The organism is Mycobacterium sp. IDUB_3 (genome assembly GCF_055419585.1).
The window spans coordinates 397491-413996 of sequence record NZ_JBVAXZ010000002.1; the positions used below are offsets into that span (position 1 = coordinate 397491).

The 16506-nt window shown below is 67.2% G+C and carries 16 protein-coding genes and 2 pseudogenes; 9 read left to right on the forward strand and 9 right to left on the reverse strand.

All coding sequences use genetic code 11. The features are described 5' to 3' along the window. The first annotated feature begins 6 nt into the window (after positions 1-6). The 3 genes and pseudogenes from ACZYVJ_RS22765 to ACZYVJ_RS22775 all read left to right on the forward strand — a co-directional run bounded on the left by ACZYVJ_RS22765 (position 7) and on the right by ACZYVJ_RS22775 (position 3405). Positions 7-915 carry a metal-dependent hydrolase gene (locus ACZYVJ_RS22765; protein ID WP_463833430.1) on the forward strand — a complete coding sequence of 303 codons (909 nt, stop codon included), beginning with the start codon at positions 7-9 and terminating at the stop codon, positions 913-915. After that, positions 915-2672 (forward strand): SDR family oxidoreductase, encoded by a 1758-nt coding sequence (locus tag ACZYVJ_RS22770; protein WP_463833431.1) that lies wholly within the window; start codon positions 915-917, stop codon positions 2670-2672. Before ACZYVJ_RS22765 ends, ACZYVJ_RS22770 begins: the two co-directional genes overlap by 1 nt. Before the next feature lie 11 nt (positions 2673-2683). Continuing rightward, positions 2684-3405, forward strand: a pseudogene (locus tag ACZYVJ_RS22775) (flavin reductase family protein). On the opposite strand, the gene ACZYVJ_RS22780 reads toward ACZYVJ_RS22775, so the two are convergent. Further along, complete coding sequence (locus ACZYVJ_RS22780) at positions 3392-3898, reverse strand: N-acetyltransferase family protein (protein WP_463833432.1); 507 nt, start codon at positions 3896-3898, stop codon at positions 3392-3394. The pseudogene ACZYVJ_RS22775 and the gene ACZYVJ_RS22780 overlap by 14 nt on opposite strands. After that, the gene (locus tag ACZYVJ_RS22785) at positions 3898-4548 is read right to left on the reverse strand and encodes a TetR/AcrR family transcriptional regulator (protein WP_463833433.1); all 651 of its coding nucleotides are present in this window, start codon (positions 4546-4548) and stop codon (positions 3898-3900) included. Before ACZYVJ_RS22785 ends, ACZYVJ_RS22780 begins: the two co-directional genes overlap by 1 nt. Before the next feature lie 120 nt (positions 4549-4668). Between ACZYVJ_RS22785 and ACZYVJ_RS22790 the strand changes: the two genes are divergently transcribed. From ACZYVJ_RS22790 to ACZYVJ_RS22815, 6 genes are all read left to right on the forward strand, one after another. Then, positions 4669-5676, forward strand: coding sequence for a Rieske 2Fe-2S domain-containing protein (locus tag ACZYVJ_RS22790; protein WP_463833434.1), 1008 nt, complete (start codon positions 4669-4671; stop codon positions 5674-5676). After that, complete coding sequence (locus tag ACZYVJ_RS22795; protein WP_463833435.1) at positions 5673-6755, forward strand: NAD(P)H-dependent amine dehydrogenase family protein; 1083 nt, start codon at positions 5673-5675, stop codon at positions 6753-6755. The genes ACZYVJ_RS22790 and ACZYVJ_RS22795 overlap by 4 nt, the downstream gene beginning before the upstream one ends. A gap of 210 nt (positions 6756-6965) precedes the next feature. Continuing rightward, positions 6966-7505: a hypothetical protein gene (locus ACZYVJ_RS22800; RefSeq protein WP_463833436.1), complete on the forward strand. Its 540-nt coding sequence runs from the start codon at positions 6966-6968 to the stop codon at positions 7503-7505. 87 nt (positions 7506-7592) lie between these two features. Further along, positions 7593-8330 carry a 4-hydroxy-tetrahydrodipicolinate reductase gene (gene dapB, locus ACZYVJ_RS22805; RefSeq protein WP_463833437.1) on the forward strand — a complete coding sequence of 246 codons (738 nt, stop codon included), beginning with the start codon at positions 7593-7595 and terminating at the stop codon, positions 8328-8330. After that, positions 8327-8794 (forward strand): tetratricopeptide repeat protein, encoded by a 468-nt coding sequence (locus tag ACZYVJ_RS22810; protein WP_463833438.1) that lies wholly within the window; start codon positions 8327-8329, stop codon positions 8792-8794. The genes dapB and ACZYVJ_RS22810 overlap by 4 nt, the downstream gene beginning before the upstream one ends. After that, positions 8791-9246: a flavodoxin family protein gene (locus tag ACZYVJ_RS22815; RefSeq protein ID WP_463833439.1), complete on the forward strand. Its 456-nt coding sequence runs from the start codon at positions 8791-8793 to the stop codon at positions 9244-9246. Before ACZYVJ_RS22810 ends, ACZYVJ_RS22815 begins: the two co-directional genes overlap by 4 nt. A gap of 502 nt (positions 9247-9748) precedes the next feature. Here the strand turns inward: ACZYVJ_RS22815 and ACZYVJ_RS22820 are convergent. The 7 genes and pseudogenes from ACZYVJ_RS22820 to ACZYVJ_RS22850 form a co-directional block, all read right to left on the reverse strand. After that, positions 9749-12360, reverse strand: a pseudogene (locus ACZYVJ_RS22820) (FAD-dependent oxidoreductase); the annotation flags it as partial. Next, entirely contained in the window at positions 12345-12761 is a 417-nt protein-coding gene (locus ACZYVJ_RS22825) for an SCP-2 sterol transfer family protein (RefSeq protein ID WP_463833440.1), read from the reverse strand. The gene ACZYVJ_RS22825 and the pseudogene ACZYVJ_RS22820, both read right to left, overlap by 16 nt. Continuing rightward, on the reverse strand, positions 12754-13776 hold the full coding sequence (locus tag ACZYVJ_RS22830) for a hypothetical protein (RefSeq protein WP_463833836.1): 1023 nt from the start codon (positions 13774-13776) through the stop codon (positions 12754-12756). Before ACZYVJ_RS22830 ends, ACZYVJ_RS22825 begins: the two co-directional genes overlap by 8 nt. Beyond that, entirely contained in the window at positions 13773-14042 is a 270-nt protein-coding gene (locus ACZYVJ_RS22835) for a hypothetical protein (RefSeq protein ID WP_463833441.1), read from the reverse strand. The genes ACZYVJ_RS22830 and ACZYVJ_RS22835 overlap by 4 nt, the downstream gene beginning before the upstream one ends. After that, positions 14039-14497 carry a hypothetical protein gene (locus ACZYVJ_RS22840; RefSeq protein ID WP_463833442.1) on the reverse strand — a complete coding sequence of 153 codons (459 nt, stop codon included), beginning with the start codon at positions 14495-14497 and terminating at the stop codon, positions 14039-14041. The genes ACZYVJ_RS22835 and ACZYVJ_RS22840 overlap by 4 nt, the downstream gene beginning before the upstream one ends. After that, on the reverse strand, positions 14494-15699 hold the full coding sequence (locus tag ACZYVJ_RS22845; protein WP_463833443.1) for a polyprenyl synthetase family protein: 1206 nt from the start codon (positions 15697-15699) through the stop codon (positions 14494-14496). The genes ACZYVJ_RS22840 and ACZYVJ_RS22845 overlap by 4 nt, the downstream gene beginning before the upstream one ends. Beyond that, entirely contained in the window at positions 15668-16465 is a 798-nt protein-coding gene (locus ACZYVJ_RS22850) for a hypothetical protein (RefSeq protein WP_463833444.1), read from the reverse strand. The genes ACZYVJ_RS22845 and ACZYVJ_RS22850 overlap by 32 nt, the downstream gene beginning before the upstream one ends. Positions 16466-16506: the final 41 nt, after the last annotated feature.

Here is a 16506-nt window from a genome sequence, read left to right on the forward strand (position 1 = left end):
GGCATAATGCTGACCGTCGACAACCAGGCAGCGGGTCCACACGACGCCTCGCTGGACCACGAGCGATTGGTGCTCGAGGCCCGCGATGTGGACTTCGACTGGGCGCAGCTGCCGTTCCACTACGTGCCCGGTGAGCCGTTTGCCACCCACGTCCTCAACGTGCTGCACCTGCTGCTGCCCGCCGGGGAGGAGTTCTTCGTCGAGGTGTTCAAGCAGGCGCTGCCGCTGATCAAGGACGACCAGTTGCGGCTGGACGTGCAGGGGTTCATCGGCCAGGAGGCCGTGCATTCGCAGGCGCACGCGAACGTACTTGCCCACTTCGCCGCGCGCGACATCGACCTGACCCCCTACACCGGCCAGATCAAGTGGCTGTTCGACAAACTGCCCGGGCCCCGGCCAGATTGGAGCCGGCGCCGCCAGCAGGGCTGGCTCCTCGAGCAGGTTTCGATCGTCTCGGCGATCGAGCACTACACCGCCATCTTGGGCGAATGGATTCTCGACTCGCCGGCCCACGACAAGATCGGCACCGATCCGGTGATGCTGGACATGCTGCGCTGGCACGGCGCGGAAGAGGTCGAACACAAGGCGGTGGCCTTCGACACCATGAAGCATCTGCAAGCCGGCTACTGGCGGCAGGTGCGCGCCCAACTCGTGGTGACGCCCGCCATGCTGCTGTTGTGGATCCGCGGCGTGCGGTTCATGTACTCGCTCGATCCGCAGCTGCCGCCGCGCACCAAGCCCCGCTGGCGTGACTACTTCTCCGCGGCGCGCCGCGGCCTGGTGCCCGGGCCGCTGCGCTTCATCCGGGCGATCGGCGATTACTACCGGCCGGGCTTTCACCCCTCGCAGCTCGGTGGGCTGGAACAAGCCGTCGACTACCTGGCCATCTCACCCGCCGCGCGCGCCCCGCACTGATGACCGTGACGTCGACCATCACCGCCAGCGACGGCGTCACGCTGGCCGTGCACCGGTACACCGAGTTGGACCCGGCACGCCCGACCATCTTGGCAATTCACGGTTTTCCGGATAATCACCACGTCTGGGACGGTGTGGTCTACGAGCTGACCGGCAAGCCCTACAACGTCGTGGCCTACGACGTGCGCGGGGCCGGTGAATCCACCCGTCCCGCAAAGAGATCCGGATACCTCTTTGCACAGCTGGTCTCCGATATCGGTGCGGTGATCGACAGCTTGGGCGTCGGGCGGGTGCACCTGCTGGCCCACGACTGGGGGTCGATCCAGGCATGGGCGGCGGTCACCGACCACTCGGTGATGAACAAGGTCGCGTCCTTCACCTCGATCTCGGGCCCGCACCTGAACTACGCCGGCGCGTTTCTGCGGTCGGCTCGCACGCCGCGGGCCGTGGCGCAGGTCATCAGACAACTGATCTCGTCGGGCTACATCGGCTTCTTCTTGTGCCCGGGCGTGCCGGAACTGTCTTTTCGCTCCCGGGTCGGCGTGAAAGTCGTTGAGGCGCTTGAGCGCATCGGCCGGTCGAGCACGCGCAGCCAGCACCACGACACCCTGCGCTCGGTAACCGACTATGTGTACGGGCTCAACCTGTACCGGCAGAACATGCCCGCGCCGATGCTGGCGCCGGGACGCCAACTTCCCGAGACCACGGTCGCCGTGCAGACCCTGGTGCCACGCCGCGACATCTTCGTCACGCCCGCGCTGCAACGGTTCACCGGCGCAATTCCCAACGGCGGCCGGGTGATCGAGATCGAGGGTGGCCACTGGGTGGTGACATCGCGTCCGGACGTCATCGCCCGGCTGACCGCCGAGTGGGTCGACCGCAACGTCGCCGGCGCGCCCCCCGCCGGGCCGGCCGAGGTGCCCGGCGAGCGTCGCTCGGTGCGCGGCAAACTCGCCCTGGTCACCGGCGCCGGCGCCGGAATCGGCCGGGCCACCGCGGTGGAGCTGGCCCGGCACGGCGCCCGCAAGATCGTGCTGGTCGATCGTGACCTGGCCGCCGCCAACGACACCGCCGACGCAGTGCGCGCCGCGTGCGCCGAGGCCGCGGCCTACCAGGTCGACGTCAGCGACGAGGCCGCCATGAACGAGCTTGCGGCGCAGGTGCGCAACGAGCACGGCGTGGTGGACATCCTGGTGAACAACGCCGGCATCGGGATGGCGGGCCGATTCCTGGAGACCAGCTCGGCGAACTGGGAAGACATCATGGGCGTCAACGTCGGCGGCGTCATCTCGGGCAGCAGGGCGTTCGGGGCGCAGATGGTCGAGCGCGGCGAGGGCGGAACGATCATCAACGTGGCGTCGGCATCGGCGTACCTGCCGTCGAAATCCATGGTCGCCTACAGCACCACCAAGGCAGCCGTCCTGGCGCTCAGCGAATCGCTGCGGGCCGACTTCGCCGACGAGGGCATCGGCGTCACGGCGGTGTGTCCCGGCTTCGTCAACACCAACATCGCGAAGAACACGATCTACGCCGGGATGAGCGCGGACCAGCAGGAGCGGGCGCGGGGCAAGGCCGACGCCGCCTACCGGCGCCGCAACTTCACCCCCGAAGCCACCGCCAAGGCGATCGTCAAGGCCGTCAAGACCGGTCCGGCCGTGTTGCCGATCGCCGCGGAGTCGCGGATCGGCTATGCGATGCGGCGCATCAGCCCGGGGGCGATTCGGCTGTTCGCGCGCTTGGACATTCGGCAGAAGTAGGCGCGGATTCGATGCCGGAGAGCATTTGGGCCAGCAGACCCGCCGACCTGTACGGACGGCGCGACCACGTCCGCTTCGGATCGTTGCTGTGGGGCGTGCGGGCGGTGTTCGAGGGCTTCGCTACGGTGTCACGGTGGTCGCCGGAGCGGGTGGAGCCGGTGCAGCGCAAGCTGACCGCGGTGGTGACCAAGCGCGAGCTCGTAGCGCCTACACCGGCCGCAGCCGGGAATACATGCCGCTGCTCGACGAGGTCGTGTCGCTGGGGCCGGACCGCGTGACGGTGTGGGCGGACGACGAGCGCGGTCGCTTCGCCACCGTGGCTGAACTGCTGGACGGAGCGGGACCGGCAACCGCCGTCTACGTGTGCGGGCCGAGCTCGATGCTGGAGGCCGTCCGCATTGCCCGCAACGAGCACGCCGGTGCGCCACTGCATTACGAGCGGTTCAGCCCGGCGCCCGTCGTCGACGGGGTGCCGTTCGAGTTGGAGCTCGCGCGATCACGGCAGGTGCTCGCGGTGCCGGCGAATCGGACCGCACTCGAGGTCATGCTCGATCGGGACCCGACCACCCCGTACTCGTGCCGGCAGGGATTCTGCGGGACATGCCGGGTGAAAGTGCTTGCCGGACAAGTGGATCACCGCGGCCGCGCCGTGCCGGGCTCGAAAGATATGCAGGACGGCATGCTGGTGTGTGTCTCGCGCGCCGACGGCGAGCGAGTCGTCATCGACGCCTGAGGCGGTAGCCCAGGTGGGGCACCTTCACGCCGGGCACCGGCTCCCAATCCAGGGTGCGCCCGTCGAGGCGAAAGTCGTTCTTCTCGTAGAAGCGTCGCGCCACACCATTGGCCTCCGCGCACCACAACACGATGTCACCGCGCGGGTCGGAGTTCAGGGCCTTCGCGAGCAGCAGTCCGCCGACGCCGTGCCGTTGGCTCGCCGGCGAGATGTAGAGCGCATCGAGTTCGAGTTGCTCGGGGTCGTCCGGGTCAGGCCCGAAGATGCTCATGCCGAGCAGCTGCCCGCCGGCCTCGGCGACCCACATCCGCCAGCCGGGCCGGCTGAGGTCTCGCGGGTAAAGCAGCACGGCCCAGCGTTTCGGCGACGTGAGCGTGTCGAGTACCGAATCCGACAGCACGCCGGACCAGGACTGCCGCCAGACCGGATAGTGCATCGCGGCCACATCGGCGAAATCGATGGGCGTGGCCTCGCGGATTGCGATGTCGGCCATTACGGCCGGGACTGCTCGAGGTAGGCGGCCAGGGCGTTGGTCAGACCGCGGCGCGCCATGTCCAGGTCGGCATAGGAACCCAGCTGGCGCTCCGACACCAGGCCGCGCATCGCGCCGGGGATCAGGGCCGCGACCTCGCGGACCCGGTCCGGGTCGACGGCCAGCCCGGCGAACGCGTGCTGGCAGGTCTCCAGCCAGCTTTTGCCCCAGGAGAACAGCTCGGCCGCCGTGCGCGGGTAGAGCCGCTCGAGCTCGCCGGGATCGCGCGGCAGCGCGGCCCGCAGGTTTTCGATCGCCCGCGAATCCGGGGACGCCAGGCCGCGGTAGAGGGTATCGATGATCGCGCCGACCCGCTCGCGCAGCGGCGCGTCCGGCGAGATGGGTGCCGACAGCGTGGAGAACGTCGCGGCGCGCCGCTCGGCGGTGCGGTGCAGCACCGCCGCCCAGAACCCATCGGTGTCACCGAACTGGTACTGCACGGCGCCCCACGTGGCGCCGATGTCCTTGGCGATGCGGTTGGCCGATACCGAGCCCGGCTCGCCGGAGGCCAGCGAGCGCAACGCCGCCTCGAGCATGCTTTCGCGAGTCGCGTGGCCCCGCCGATTCGGGCGCCGGCCCGTGACGCCGGCCGCGCTGCTCTGAGGGGTCATTCGCCGATCTTATCCACTGGCACCGGTTCCAACGAAGAGTTTCATAGAGGGTACTTTGATTTAATCGCGGCGCGGCCTATCATTCGTACGCGAGGGAGGCAGCTCACATGGCAGGGCTCGATGGCTAAGCCACCGTTGTCGATGAAACCGACCGGCTGGTTCCAGGTCGCCTGGTCCGACGAGATCGGCGTCGGCGACGTGCACAAGATGAAGTACTTCGACGAGGAGCTGGTCGCCTGGCGCGCCGAATCCGGCGAGCTCACGGTGATGAACGCCTACTGCGAGCACCTGGGTGCGCACCTGGGGTATGGCGGCAAGGTCGTCGGCGAGGTGCTGCAGTGCCCGTTCCACGGGTGGCAGTGGAGCCGGGAAGGCCGCAACGTCTGCATCCCGTACCAGGATCGACCCAACCGCGGTCGCCGCATCCGCACCTACCCGGTGGTCGAGCGCAACGCGTCGGTATACATCTGGCACGACCTGGACCGCCGCGAACCCTACTTCGACGCGCCCGACGTGTTCGCCGCGTTCGAGGATGGCAGCAGCGCCGACGACTACTACCCCCAGCAGCGGCTGTATCGCGAAACCCTGGAACTGCACCCGCAATACGTGCTGGAAAACGGGGTGGACTTCGCGCACTTCAAGTTCGTGCACAATACCCCGATCGTGCCGGTGTTCACCCGCCACGACTTCGCCGAGCCGGTGTCCTACGTCGACTTCACCATCACCTTCGAAGGCGACGACGGGCAGAAGATCGAGGACGTCAACAGCGGCGTGCAGGCCATCAACGGCGGACTGGGCATCGCGGTGACCAAGAGCTGGGGCATGATCGACAACCGCACAATCTCGGCGATCACGCCGATCGACGAGTTCACCTCCGATGTGCGCTTCATGGTCTACATCGGCCGCACGCCCCACCAGGACCCCGACCGCGCCGCCGCCAAGGCGAAAGAATTCGGGCGCGAAGTCATCCGCCAGTTCGAGCAGGACATCGAGATCTGGCAGCACCAGCGCTATTCGGATCCACCGGCCCTGGCCCCCGACGAGTACGAAGGCTTCACCGCAATTCGCAAGTGGGCCAAGCAGTTCTATCCCGAGGCGTTCGCATCGCAGGAAGGTTCAAGGCAATGAGTGCAGCACCGGTTCGCGTCTTTCAGGTCGGAAGCGGGAACGTCGGCACCGAGATGATCAAGCGGATCGCCACCCAGCCCGACATCGATCTCATTGGCGTGCACTGTTATTCGCCGGAGAAGGTCGGCAAGGACACCGGAGAGTTCGCCGGGCTGCCGCCCAACGGGGTGGCCTTCACCGGGACGATCGAGGAGATCATCGCCGCCAAGCCTGACGTGCTGACATTCCACGGGGTGTTCCCCGACGAGGACCTCTACTTACAGGTGCTCGAGGCGGGCATCAACATCGTCACCACCGCGGACTGGATCACCGGCTGGCACCGCGACAAAAACCACCCGCACCCGTCGGGCAAACCGGTCAGCCGGCTGCTGGCCGAGGCCGCCGAGAAGGGCGGCGCGACGTTCTACGGCACCGGGATGAACCCGGGGCTCAACCAGATCCTGGGCGTGGTGTGCTCGGCCGACGTCGCCGACATCGAGAACGTCACCACCATCGAATCGGTCGACGTGTCCTGCCACCACTCCAAGGACACCTGGATCGAGGTGGGGTACGGCCAGCCCGTCGACGACCCCGAAATCCCCTCCAAGCTCGAGAAGTACACCCGCGTCTTCGCCGACAGCGTGTACATGATGGCCGACTGCTTCGACCTGCGGCTCGACGAGGTCAAGTTCAGCTACGAGCTGGGCGCGTGCACCAAGGATGTCGACCTGGGCTGGTACACGCTGCCCAAGGGTTCGCTGGGCGGTAACTACATCAAGTACCAGGGCATGGTCGACGGCGTGCCGCGGGTCGAGACGCACCTGGAATGGCAGATGACCCCGCACACCGATCCCAGCTGGAACATCAAGGGCTGCTACATCACTCAGATCCAGGGCGACCCCTGCATCTACAACAAGCACATGATCTTCCCGAAACCCGGAGTGGACCTGTCCAACCCGGACAACTTCGCCTCCATCGGCATGACCGTCACCGGCATGCCGGCGCTGGCTTCGATCAAGTCGGTGGTCGCGGCACCGCCAGGACTCATCACCAGCGCCGATCTGCCGCTGCGCGGGTTCGCCGGGCGCTTCAAGATATAGCCGTTCCGGATGGTGAAAGTCGTTGGTGCGATTCGCGTTCAGCCGCAACGGGGTTCGCTGTTCGACACCCAAGCCACTACGACCGGAGGCGCCAGGCCGCCTCGCTGAACGTGCTCCTGCCACTTCAGCAAAAGGGCAAGCCGGGTGTTTTGACGCGGGCATCAGACAATTCCGCGTTTTTCGTGGGAGCGCTGCGGGTAACCTCTCGTGGTGCGCGCGGGATTTGTAGTCGCGGCAGCCGCGGTCGCCGCGGTCATTGGCGCATGCTCGTGTCCCTCCGGTTCGGCCGACCCCACATCCGAGAGTCCACCGTTCCCGATCGGTCAGATGGGCGTGCCCGTGCATGCGCGGGCGGCCGGCGGCGCGACGGCCGACATCACCGTCAACAGTGCAACGTGGTTGCCGCCGGGGTGCGCTTCTCATTTTGCCAATCCGGCGTCTGACCCCGGATGCAAGGTGGTGGAGATGACCATCACCGCGACGTCCCACAAGTTCTTCCATTTCAACGAGCGCTATATGTTCGCCGGATACGGCGGTGGCAACGAGGCGCCCCAGCCGGCGACGACGGCGGTCGACTACCAGAGACTGAACAAGATGCCCCCGTTGCAAACGGGCGGCCTGCACGACGGGCAGACCGCGCATGGATTCGTCGGCTTCGTTATGCCGGCGGGAGGCGACCTGTACCTCACGATCAACGATCCCGACCAACCCGCTCCCTACACCGAAGCGGGCTGGCTCATTCACGCCTGATCGGCGCGAGAAACCCACGTTGGCGTTGTCATGACCTAACTCGACGCACGCCGCGGCGCAGAATTGACCCGGTCTAGGGTGAAGAACATGCGGGTAGGAGTGCTGGGAGCCAAGGGCAAGGTCGGATCGGCGATGGTGGCGGGGGTGCAGGCCGCCGAGGACCTGACCCTGTCGGCCGAAGTGGACGCCGGCGACCCGATGAGCCTGCTGACCGAGGGCAACACCGAGGTCGTCATCGACTTCACCCATCCCGACGTGGTGATGGACAACCTGAAGTTCGTCATCGACAACGGGATTCACGCCGTCGTGGGGACCACGGGCTTCACCGCCGAGCGGCTGCAACAGGTGCAGGACTGGCTCGCCGGCGGCGCAGGCACGTCGGTGCTGATCGCGCCGAACTTCGCCATCGGGGCGGTGCTGTCCATGCACTTCGCCAAGCAGGCGGCGCCCTTCTTCGACTCGGCGGAGGTGATCGAGCTGCACCACCCGCACAAGGCCGACGCCCCGTCGGGCACCGCGACGCGCACCGCGAAGCTGATCGCCGAGTCGCGAAAAGGCTTGCCGCCCAACCCCGATGCCACCAGCACCAGCCTGCCGGGCGCGCGTGGCGCCGACGTCGACGGCATCCCGGTGCACTCGGTGCGGCTGGCCGGGCTGGTCGCCCATCAGGAGATCCTGTTCGGCACCGAGGGGGAGACGCTGACCATCCGCCACGACAGCATCGACCGGACCTCGTTCGTGCCCGGCGTGCTGCTGGCCGTGCGGCGGATCAAGGAACACCCCGGCCTGACGGTGGGTCTCGAGGCCCTGCTCAATCTGCAATGACCAAAGCCGTACGCACCCAATTGCTCGTCGCCTTCATGTGCTTCGCGCTGTTGGTGTACTTCGCGCTGCTGGGGCGCGTGGCCGTCGCGATGATCGGCTCCGGCCGGGGCGCCGCCGTCGGCCTCGGACTCGCGGTGCTGATCCTGCCCGTTATCGGGCTGTGGGCGATGATCGCCACCGTGCGTGCCGGATTCGCGCACCAGAAGCTGGCCCGGCTGATCGCGGCCGACGGAATGGAACTGGACACCAGCTCGCTGCCGCGCCGCCCGTCGGGCCGCATCCAGCGCGACGCGGCCGACGAACTGTTCGCCACGGTGCGCGCGGAGGTGGAGGACGATCCGGACGATTGGCGGCGCTGGTACCGGCTGGCCCGCGCCTATGACTACGCGGGGGATCGCCGTCGCGCCCGCGAAGCCATGAAGACGGCCTTGGACTTACACCGAGACCTGCAGGGCCGCCCATGAGCAAGACGCTGCTGATCGTGCACCACACGCCGTCGCCGCACACCCACGAGATGTTCGAGGCGGTGGTCTCCGGCGCCACCGACCCCGACATCGAGGGCGTGGAGGTGGTGCGGCGCCCGGCGCTGACGGTCTCGCCGGCCGAGATGCTCGCGGCCGACGGCTACCTGCTGGGCTCGCCGGCGAACCTCGGGTACATCTCGGGCGCGCTCAAGCACGCGTTCGACTGCGCCTACTACCAGCTGCTCGACTCGACCCGCGGGCGACCGTACGGGTTGTACCTGCACGGCAACGAGGGCACCGAGGGCGCCGAGCGCGCCGTCGACGCCATCACGACGGGCCTCGGTTGGGTGAAAGCCGCGCAGAGCGTGGTGGTTTCAGGCAAGCCGAGCAAGGACGACGTCGAGGCATGCTGGAACCTGGGGGCGACGGTCGCCGCGCAGCTGATGGAGTGATGCCCAAAACCGCTCAGGGCGAGGGCGTTTCACCGTGTTCCCGGAAGCTGGTCGAGGCGCCCGGAGTCGAGAACAGCGATCTCGGCTCGACCTGTGGCAGTGCAGTGGGCTCGACGTTAGACATCGTCCTGAGAAAGGCCGAACCCACGTCGGGCTGGGCGGTTGCTTCCGGCAGAGGGTAGGAGGTTATCGGCCGAGCCGCCAAGACTGCCGGGTCGGGCATCTGGAATGGCTCGCCAGGACGGTCGAACGGCGTTGCTAATGGGTCGAGATGGACCTCGGTGAGTTGAGTCTGGTCCCATCTGAACGGCGGCCGGTCGATCACCTTCGGCGGTATCGCGTCCGAATTCTGACTGTCATCGCTCTGAGACACGCCCTCGCCCCAGGCCGGGCCGTCGGGCGAAGGCGGCCCGTTCGGCGGGCGGTTCGGACCACTTTTGCCGCCGTCGTCGGCAGTAACCGTGGTCGGTGTTGACGGGGTCCATGCCTGCGGCCGCGCCGGACTTGCGCCCGCCGCCTGCTCGAGGTACTGCCGCCACGCCTGGAGGTAGCCGAACAGTTGCTGGGTGTAGTCAGCCGGCGCCGGCGAAACCGGCGGCGCCGCGGCGGTGGGCGGCCCCATCGGCGTTGGCGGCATGAACGGCATGAACGGCATGAACGGAGGCATGAACGGCATGTACGGCGGCATGAACTGTCCTCCCGCGGGCGCGGTGGGCAGCACGGGCGGCGCGGTCAGGAATGGTGAACCGGCCGCCATGGCCGCCCACTGCTCCAGCAGCTGTCGCCAATTCTGCAGGTAGCAGAGCAACTGCTGGTTGTAATCCGTTGTAGGCATGGACATTTGTTGACCTCCAGCTAGTGCGGGATAGGGGACGGAGGGGCGCCGGGCGAAAACGCGACCGGTGTGTCCAACGGATGCGGCAGCGACCGCTCACAGAGTGTCGAGTCGAGCATGCGGAGCGCGCGGGTGTCGGCCGGCTCGCGGTTTTCGATGTCGAACACGTAGCAGTAGTCACCGGCCGGTGTCGGCATCCGGATCGGGCTCGACAAACCTTGATCGAGGAAGCCGTACGGGAAATCCCAGTAGAGCGCCGGGGTCTTCTCCCGGCGATCGCGACCACCCGATTCGACCCAGATGTAGTGGTCGAGAATGGCATTGACGGCATGTCGTCCCGACTCGCACGCGGACTCCATCGACGTCACCCGGGTGAAAGTCTTGTTCCACGTTCCCGCGAAGACCACCGAATTGTTGTGCACCTGGTAGCCGCCGTGGCGGGCCTGCCAGACGTTGCGCTGCTGGAGATCTTCGAGCCACCCGTCCTCGTCCGGGGTAGCCGTCCACGACGTTCCATGCGGATTCCACGGGTCGCTGCCGGGCCGATTGTTCCAGTCTCCGACGATGGGAACGAGGTACGGTGACTCGTTGCGAACTACGCGGCCGTGGCCCTGACCGGGTCCGGTAGCCATGACCAACCCGCGATCGAGCGCATACCACGCCGGCCGCGGCATGACCCCTTCCCCGGCGGATCCCGGACAGCTCGTGAGCGCGGATGTGATCTGGCGCCACACCTCCGCGGCGATTTCGTCGGGTGTGCAGTCGCGGGCCGTCTTACCCTGCCCGGAAGCGTCGACCAGGTGGGAAGAGGGAGTGTTGAAATCCCCGATGTCGACCGAGAGCACCGAGATGCAGCCGTCGCGGTCCAGAATCGGTCGTTTCTCCCACAATCCAGACTGGTTGATCGATGACAGCGCCCACTCCGTGCCGGTGAGCAGGATGTGCCCGCGGAGCAACTGAAATTCCGTGTCGAAGTAGTACTGGATGCCGCACAGCGTTTGGAACCGGTCCCATGGCACCCGTCCCATCTCGTCCAACGAGTAGGGATTCCGTCGGTGCCGCGGCCTCGTGGTCCGGGGCTGCAGTGGACCGTCGGGCGGGGGAGGGAGGGTGGTGAAACCGTCCAGCCTGCCCACGGTTCCGCCGGTGCCCGCCGCACGCAGCGCGGTGATGATGTATTCGGCTGCGGGGGCGTCGACGGCGACGACCGTGTAGTCGGGAGCCACCCGGATACCGTCGGCAAAGGTGATCCGCGCGCGGGGCCGCAGATGGGGTGGCTGAGCCGGGTCGAAGGCCGGAGGGTCGAGGCGAGTCGCCGTGTTGTGGACGAAGCCGACGCCGAGTGTGACGAGGTGGCGGTACCAGTGGTCCAGCCACGACTCGGTGGTGGGACCGTTGAGCACCCCGTCGGCCTTGTTGTCGCGGCGGTCCATGTTCAGGTACAGCTGCAGGTAGGTGCTCATGTTGGTGCGCGCGTCACCCCAGACCGAATCGAGAGCGACCAGGATTCTTGGCATTTGGCGCAACAGCTGGTCGCAAGTCGGCGAATAGGAGAACTTGTTGATCCCGGTCGTGGGGTCGTGTCCGACCAAGAAGTCGTAGGCGGACACGTTCTGCAGTTCCCGCCCGCGACGCAAAGGGCTGGTGGACAGGTAGTGGAGCAGCCTGCCCAGGTAGGTCCCGACGTCGCTGGGGGTGAAGCCCAATGTCGCAAGTTCGCTGAGGATTCCGAGAAACTCGGCGGGGCTGCGTGGGAGTTCGCTCGGAAAGACGAGGGACGGCCGGTGATACACCGTGGTGCCCTTGGTAATGACCCGCCGAACGTTGTCGTAGACGGTGCGTGAAGTCGGTGTCCAGCCGGCCGGGCCGCGGCCCGTCTGCGTGAGCTGATAGACCGGGATGCGCTGGAACAGGTCCCAGATGTGTAGGTAGAACGCCGGAAAGAAGCGAAAGCCATGTTCGCCCGCAACCGCTCGCTGCGGGGTGCGCGGCCGGCCCTGTCGGCCGGGGAAGGGGCGCAGCTCGGCCTGGCTCCCGTCGCGCGTGCCCACCGTCGAATATTGAGAGGCGGCGAGGCCGCCGAGCTTGACCGGCGGGTAGGTTCCCGCCGGCTCGGATCCCAACCCGTTGCGTTCATCCTGTCGCGACTCGTACACCGTGACCACGAAACCGCGCTCCGCGAGTTCGTGAGCGGCGGTGAGGCCGGCGATGCCGGCACCGAGTACCGCCACGGTGGGACGTCGGTGCTGTGACGCCGGCGTCGTTATGCGCTCGGACATGGGGCCCCCGCGCGAAGTTCGGACAGGAGTGTGGGCTGCGAGGAGGCCCGGACCGCGGCGTGGACGTACGCCAGCAGCGCGTCGTGCGCACGCTGGACGTCATCGAGCGGCCCTCGTACGCGCACCGTGCCGGTCTCCACGGCCTCGCCGAGCCCCACCCCGGCATCGAGCAGGTCGAGGATGGCGCCTCGCGAAGTGGCGATCCGGGCACCGGCCGGCTGGCTCGCACCTTCGGACACCCGAAGTCGAGTGCCGCCGCGCAGCGAAAACATCTCGCCGTCGACGTCGAGTTCGACCACCATGGGGCCCAGCGCCGCGACCAGCAAGCGGTAACTGTCGGGCACCTCGTCCTCCAGGTATTCGAGCGAGCGCCGCAATAGCGACGAAATGGGTTCAGCCATAAAGAAACTCGAATACACCGGTGCCGATGAAGTCGAAGCTCTCGCCGTTGATGGTGCCGCTCGCCCGGGTGGTACCGCCTGTTTCGCAGAGCACAGTCGATCGGTCGAGGAACGCCTCGCTCGGCTGCGCCAGGCGGGCATAAGAAAGCGAGCGGAACTCGGCGTGCACCGTGTCGCCGGCCCGTGTCGCGGTGATGGCCATCCGGGCCGGAACGCCCGGCACCTCGCCGTCCAGCAGCAGCCGCATCGGGGGCGGCAAGGTGCAATCGGCCGCGCGGGCGAGCCGGCCGTCCGAGCGCGTCCGCACCGCCGCGTGCCGGAATATCGCGGCGGGCTCGTCGTGGTGCCAGACGTACAGTGCTTGCGACAGGCAGCGGGCCCGGCTCCGGTCGGTCGTCTGCAAGAACACCATCGACCACGGGTTCTGTGGCTCGGTGGGCAAAATGGTGCCCCACGTCCAGCCGAAGTCGTCGCCCCACCGGAACCGGCCCCAGTTGTGGTCGTGATAGGCGAGGTCGCCTTCGACGCGGTGTTCGCGACCGCCGATACGCAGCGATCCGTCGGCGCGCAGCCGCGGTACGAAGAGCCAATTGATCCGGCCGTCGCCCAGCGGTTGGTTGCGGACCACGAACGGGTGGCTCGCCGAGGTGAAGTGCAGCTCACCGCGAATGTCCTTGTCGGGCAGGTCGATTGTCACGTGGTAGCCGTCGGGTAGTACGGTCATCCGGCTGCCGCCGATGGTCAGTTCACCAAGATCGGCCGAGACGTTCAGGGCGCGCTCGTCGAACTGCTCGATGGCGCCGGTCCAGTTCTCGTCGTGCGCGATCACGATGACGCGTGGCGCAAGTCGGGTTTCATTCGCGTGGAACTCTTCTTTGTTGAGGCTGAAGTTGATCAGGAGCCGCCAGCCTCGTCCGTGGACCACGAAGTGGTGCCACTCCTTGAAACCCGTGGGGCGGGCCGTGGCCAGCACCGGCGCGCGGAGGAAGTCGTTGCGTGCGAGCAGCGCGGTCATCGTAGCCACCGCGTGGTCGGTATGACTGCCTGCTCAGTCGGATTCTGCTGTGCCGTAGCAGGATTGGCGATCCGTTCGATCGCCGCACCGAGGCTGGCAAGCCCGAGCAGGACGTGCACGAAGTCATCTGGGCCGTGGCAGGTGTCGGATCGGCGGTCGTCGTCGGCCAGGGTGTGAACCATCCGGGCCACGCCGGCGAGGCCGACCAGGTAGCCGATGAAATTGCTCTGGTCGGCCAGAGCTTCGCGAGGATCGGTCAGCGTCATGCGAACCCCTCGGGTCGCAGGCGAGCCAGGATCCGGTCGCCGAGGTCGTGGCCGATGACAACGTCGGCCAGCAGATCCGCCCAGGCATCGGGGGCCCCGTTGGGCGCGGCGGGGCCGTCGAGAACGTTGAGGCTCAACATCTCCCAGACGCGCCGCAGGTTCTCGACGGCTTCGGAAGCGACCAACGCGTCGCGCAGCCGCGCCCCTCGTGGGGTGGCTGCGTAGCGGCGGCCTTCGGCAACAAGCAGGTCGTGCAGCGCGCGGGCGGCCGCGGGGTTGCCCAGCACCGCGCGGCGCGCGCCGACAAGCAACTCGAACGCGGTTCGCTCCGTCCCGCTAGCCTCTGCCGGCGGCGTCGGGCTCAGCTGCGGGGTCTCGCGGTCGATGAGGTCGAGAGTGAGCTCGCGGATCCGTTCGAGCTCCGCCAGCATGCCGATCATGAATTCGGGGTTCATCGGGTCCGCCCGTGCACGTAGTCCACCAGGTCGGCCAGCATGTCTCGATGGCGACTGCGGGGGAACCAGTCGAGACCGGCGAGCACGGCGGCCGCCTTCCGGGCATGCTCGGCGGCGACATTCCGAGCGTGCTTAAGCGAACCGGCCCGGTGCATCAGATCGTAGATCCATCGAATGTCGTTGAGGCTCTTGGACTCCGAGGGGTGGTGTCCCTGCAGCCGAGCCTGGATCTGGGCCCGGCCCGACTGAGACAGTTGCCCACAGACGGTAAGTCGATCCAGCAACTGGGTCAGCTCTAACTCGCCGTCGGGTCCCGGTCGGCGCTTGGCCAGGATCGCCACGGCGCGTTCCCGGTCGTTCGGCTCGGCGCATCGCAAGGTGTGCAACAGCATCAGGGTCCGCTTGCCCTCCCAGATGTCGCCGCCGATCTCCTTGCCGTACTCCTCGGGATCCGCCCGCAAGTTCAATAGGTCGTCGGTGATCTGAAAGGCCGCGCCGAGGTGCCGGCCGAGGGACTCCAAGGGGGCCATTCGCTCGGGTCCGGCGCCGGCCGCGATCGCGCCCGCCTGCAGCGGGGTGATGAACGTGTACCAGCTGGTCTTGAGCTCCACCATGGTGAGGTAGTCGGCGTCGTTGAGCCTCCAGGTGTTGGACCGGACCCACTCGAGTTCCACCCCCTGACCGTCGACGGTCATCCGCGTCATCTTGGCGATGGCGCGCAGGATGCGCAGGGCGGCCCCGAGCCCGACCCGTTCGACGTTGTCCAGCAGCGGTTGCAGCGACAGCGACAGCATGGCGTCACCGACGTTGACGGCGATCGGCACCCCGTGGTCGATGTGCAGCGTGGGTTTGCCGCGCCGCCACCATGATTCGTCCTCGATGTCGTCGTGGATGAGGAATGCGTTGTGGTAGAGCTCGAGGGTCGCGGCGGTCGGGAGTATTGCCTCGAGGTGACCGCCGAGGCCGAGACAAGTGGCGATGCTCAGCGCCGGCCGCAGCGCCTTCCCGCCGCGCAGCGGGTAGTCGAGGATCAGGTCGTAGAGACCGTTGGACCCGCGCTCACCGGGACCGTACAGCCGGTCGATCTCGCCGTCACAGGCCTCCTTGCACAGGGCCAGATAGTCGTCGAGCGGGTTGCAGGCTGGCGGGTTGGTGCTGCCGTTGAGTGGCCTAATCTTTGAGAGCGACGACACCTGTGGCATCGGTGATCCTAGTCGCGTAACGGATCCGGGGGGAGAGTTGGATTGCGCCCGTTCCGGTTTCGCCGTCGACCTCCACGCCGGGAAGGACGCTGAATGCGAGGTCCACCGGCTCCTCACCGGGCGATGCCTCCGGCGCCGCGCCTTGGGAGATCCGCCGGCGACGGCCGATCAAGACCATCCGGACCTTCGTTTGGGCGGTACCGTCGAGCGGCTCGAATCGGTAGAGCGAGTTGACGTTCGCCGCGGCCAGTATCTGCTGAAAGAGGTTGTAATAGCCGCTGACCAACTGGTTGAGCTTTTGGAGCCCCACAGTATTGGTGACCAGGCAGGACGGCGCCCGATACCCGGCGTTCTCGACGTACACGCGGGCGTTGATCAGCGCATCCTGTAGGTGCTGCGCGTCGGTCGACGTGACGGTGATGACATTCGGCGGTTTCGGCGCGGCGAAGCACGCCTTGAGGACGTCGGTGTCAAAGTTGTTGGCGAGGGTCTTGGTCGCCGCCATCACTCCGGTTAGCAGCGCATCGGGGGTCGGCGCGATCGCCTCCGCGACTGTCAGCTGGATCGTTGGCTGCGGAGGCGGGGACGGAGGTGGGGCAAGGGTGAGAAAGCCCGCGGACGTCCCCAGCAGGCCATTGGGGACATTGATCTGACCAGGGTCGCGGGTATCCCAGTGCGGGATGGCTTGCCACGCAACGCTGCACTGCTCGAACGTCTCTTTGACCGCTTGGTTGGCGAGGGCCAACCGTTCTGCACTCAGGTACATGGTTGCCGCTCCTTGACCGCCCCCGGCTGTCGGTACGAGTC

Excerpts from the sequence above, each read along its gene's own strand:
- ACZYVJ_RS22765 (WP_463833430.1), top strand. The coding sequence starts at position 7 with ATGCTGACCGTCGACAACCAGGCAGCGGGTCCACACGACGCCTCGCTG.
- ACZYVJ_RS22770 (WP_463833431.1), top strand. The coding sequence starts at position 915 with ATGACCGTGACGTCGACCATCACCGCCAGCGACGGCGTCACGCTGGCC.
- ACZYVJ_RS22780 (WP_463833432.1), bottom strand. The coding sequence starts at position 3,898 with ATGGCCGACATCGCAATCCGCGAGGCCACGCCCATCGATTTCGCCGAT.
- ACZYVJ_RS22785 (WP_463833433.1), bottom strand. The coding sequence starts at position 4,548 with ATGACCCCTCAGAGCAGCGCGGCCGGCGTCACGGGCCGGCGCCCGAAT.
- ACZYVJ_RS22790 (WP_463833434.1), top strand. The coding sequence starts at position 4,669 with ATGGCTAAGCCACCGTTGTCGATGAAACCGACCGGCTGGTTCCAGGTC.
- ACZYVJ_RS22795 (WP_463833435.1), top strand. The coding sequence starts at position 5,673 with ATGAGTGCAGCACCGGTTCGCGTCTTTCAGGTCGGAAGCGGGAACGTC.
- dapB (WP_463833437.1), top strand. The coding sequence starts at position 7,593 with ATGCGGGTAGGAGTGCTGGGAGCCAAGGGCAAGGTCGGATCGGCGATG.
- ACZYVJ_RS22810 (WP_463833438.1), top strand. The coding sequence starts at position 8,327 with ATGACCAAAGCCGTACGCACCCAATTGCTCGTCGCCTTCATGTGCTTC.
- ACZYVJ_RS22815 (WP_463833439.1), top strand. The coding sequence starts at position 8,791 with ATGAGCAAGACGCTGCTGATCGTGCACCACACGCCGTCGCCGCACACC.
- ACZYVJ_RS22825 (WP_463833440.1), bottom strand. The coding sequence starts at position 12,761 with ATGGCTGAACCCATTTCGTCGCTATTGCGGCGCTCGCTCGAATACCTG.
- ACZYVJ_RS22830 (WP_463833836.1), bottom strand. The coding sequence starts at position 13,776 with ATGACCGCGCTGCTCGCACGCAACGACTTCCTCCGCGCGCCGGTGCTG.
- ACZYVJ_RS22835 (WP_463833441.1), bottom strand. The coding sequence starts at position 14,042 with ATGACGCTGACCGATCCTCGCGAAGCTCTGGCCGACCAGAGCAATTTC.
- ACZYVJ_RS22840 (WP_463833442.1), bottom strand. The coding sequence starts at position 14,497 with ATGAACCCCGAATTCATGATCGGCATGCTGGCGGAGCTCGAACGGATC.
- ACZYVJ_RS22845 (WP_463833443.1), bottom strand. The coding sequence starts at position 15,699 with ATGCCACAGGTGTCGTCGCTCTCAAAGATTAGGCCACTCAACGGCAGC.
- ACZYVJ_RS22850 (WP_463833444.1), bottom strand. The coding sequence starts at position 16,465 with ATGTACCTGAGTGCAGAACGGTTGGCCCTCGCCAACCAAGCGGTCAAA.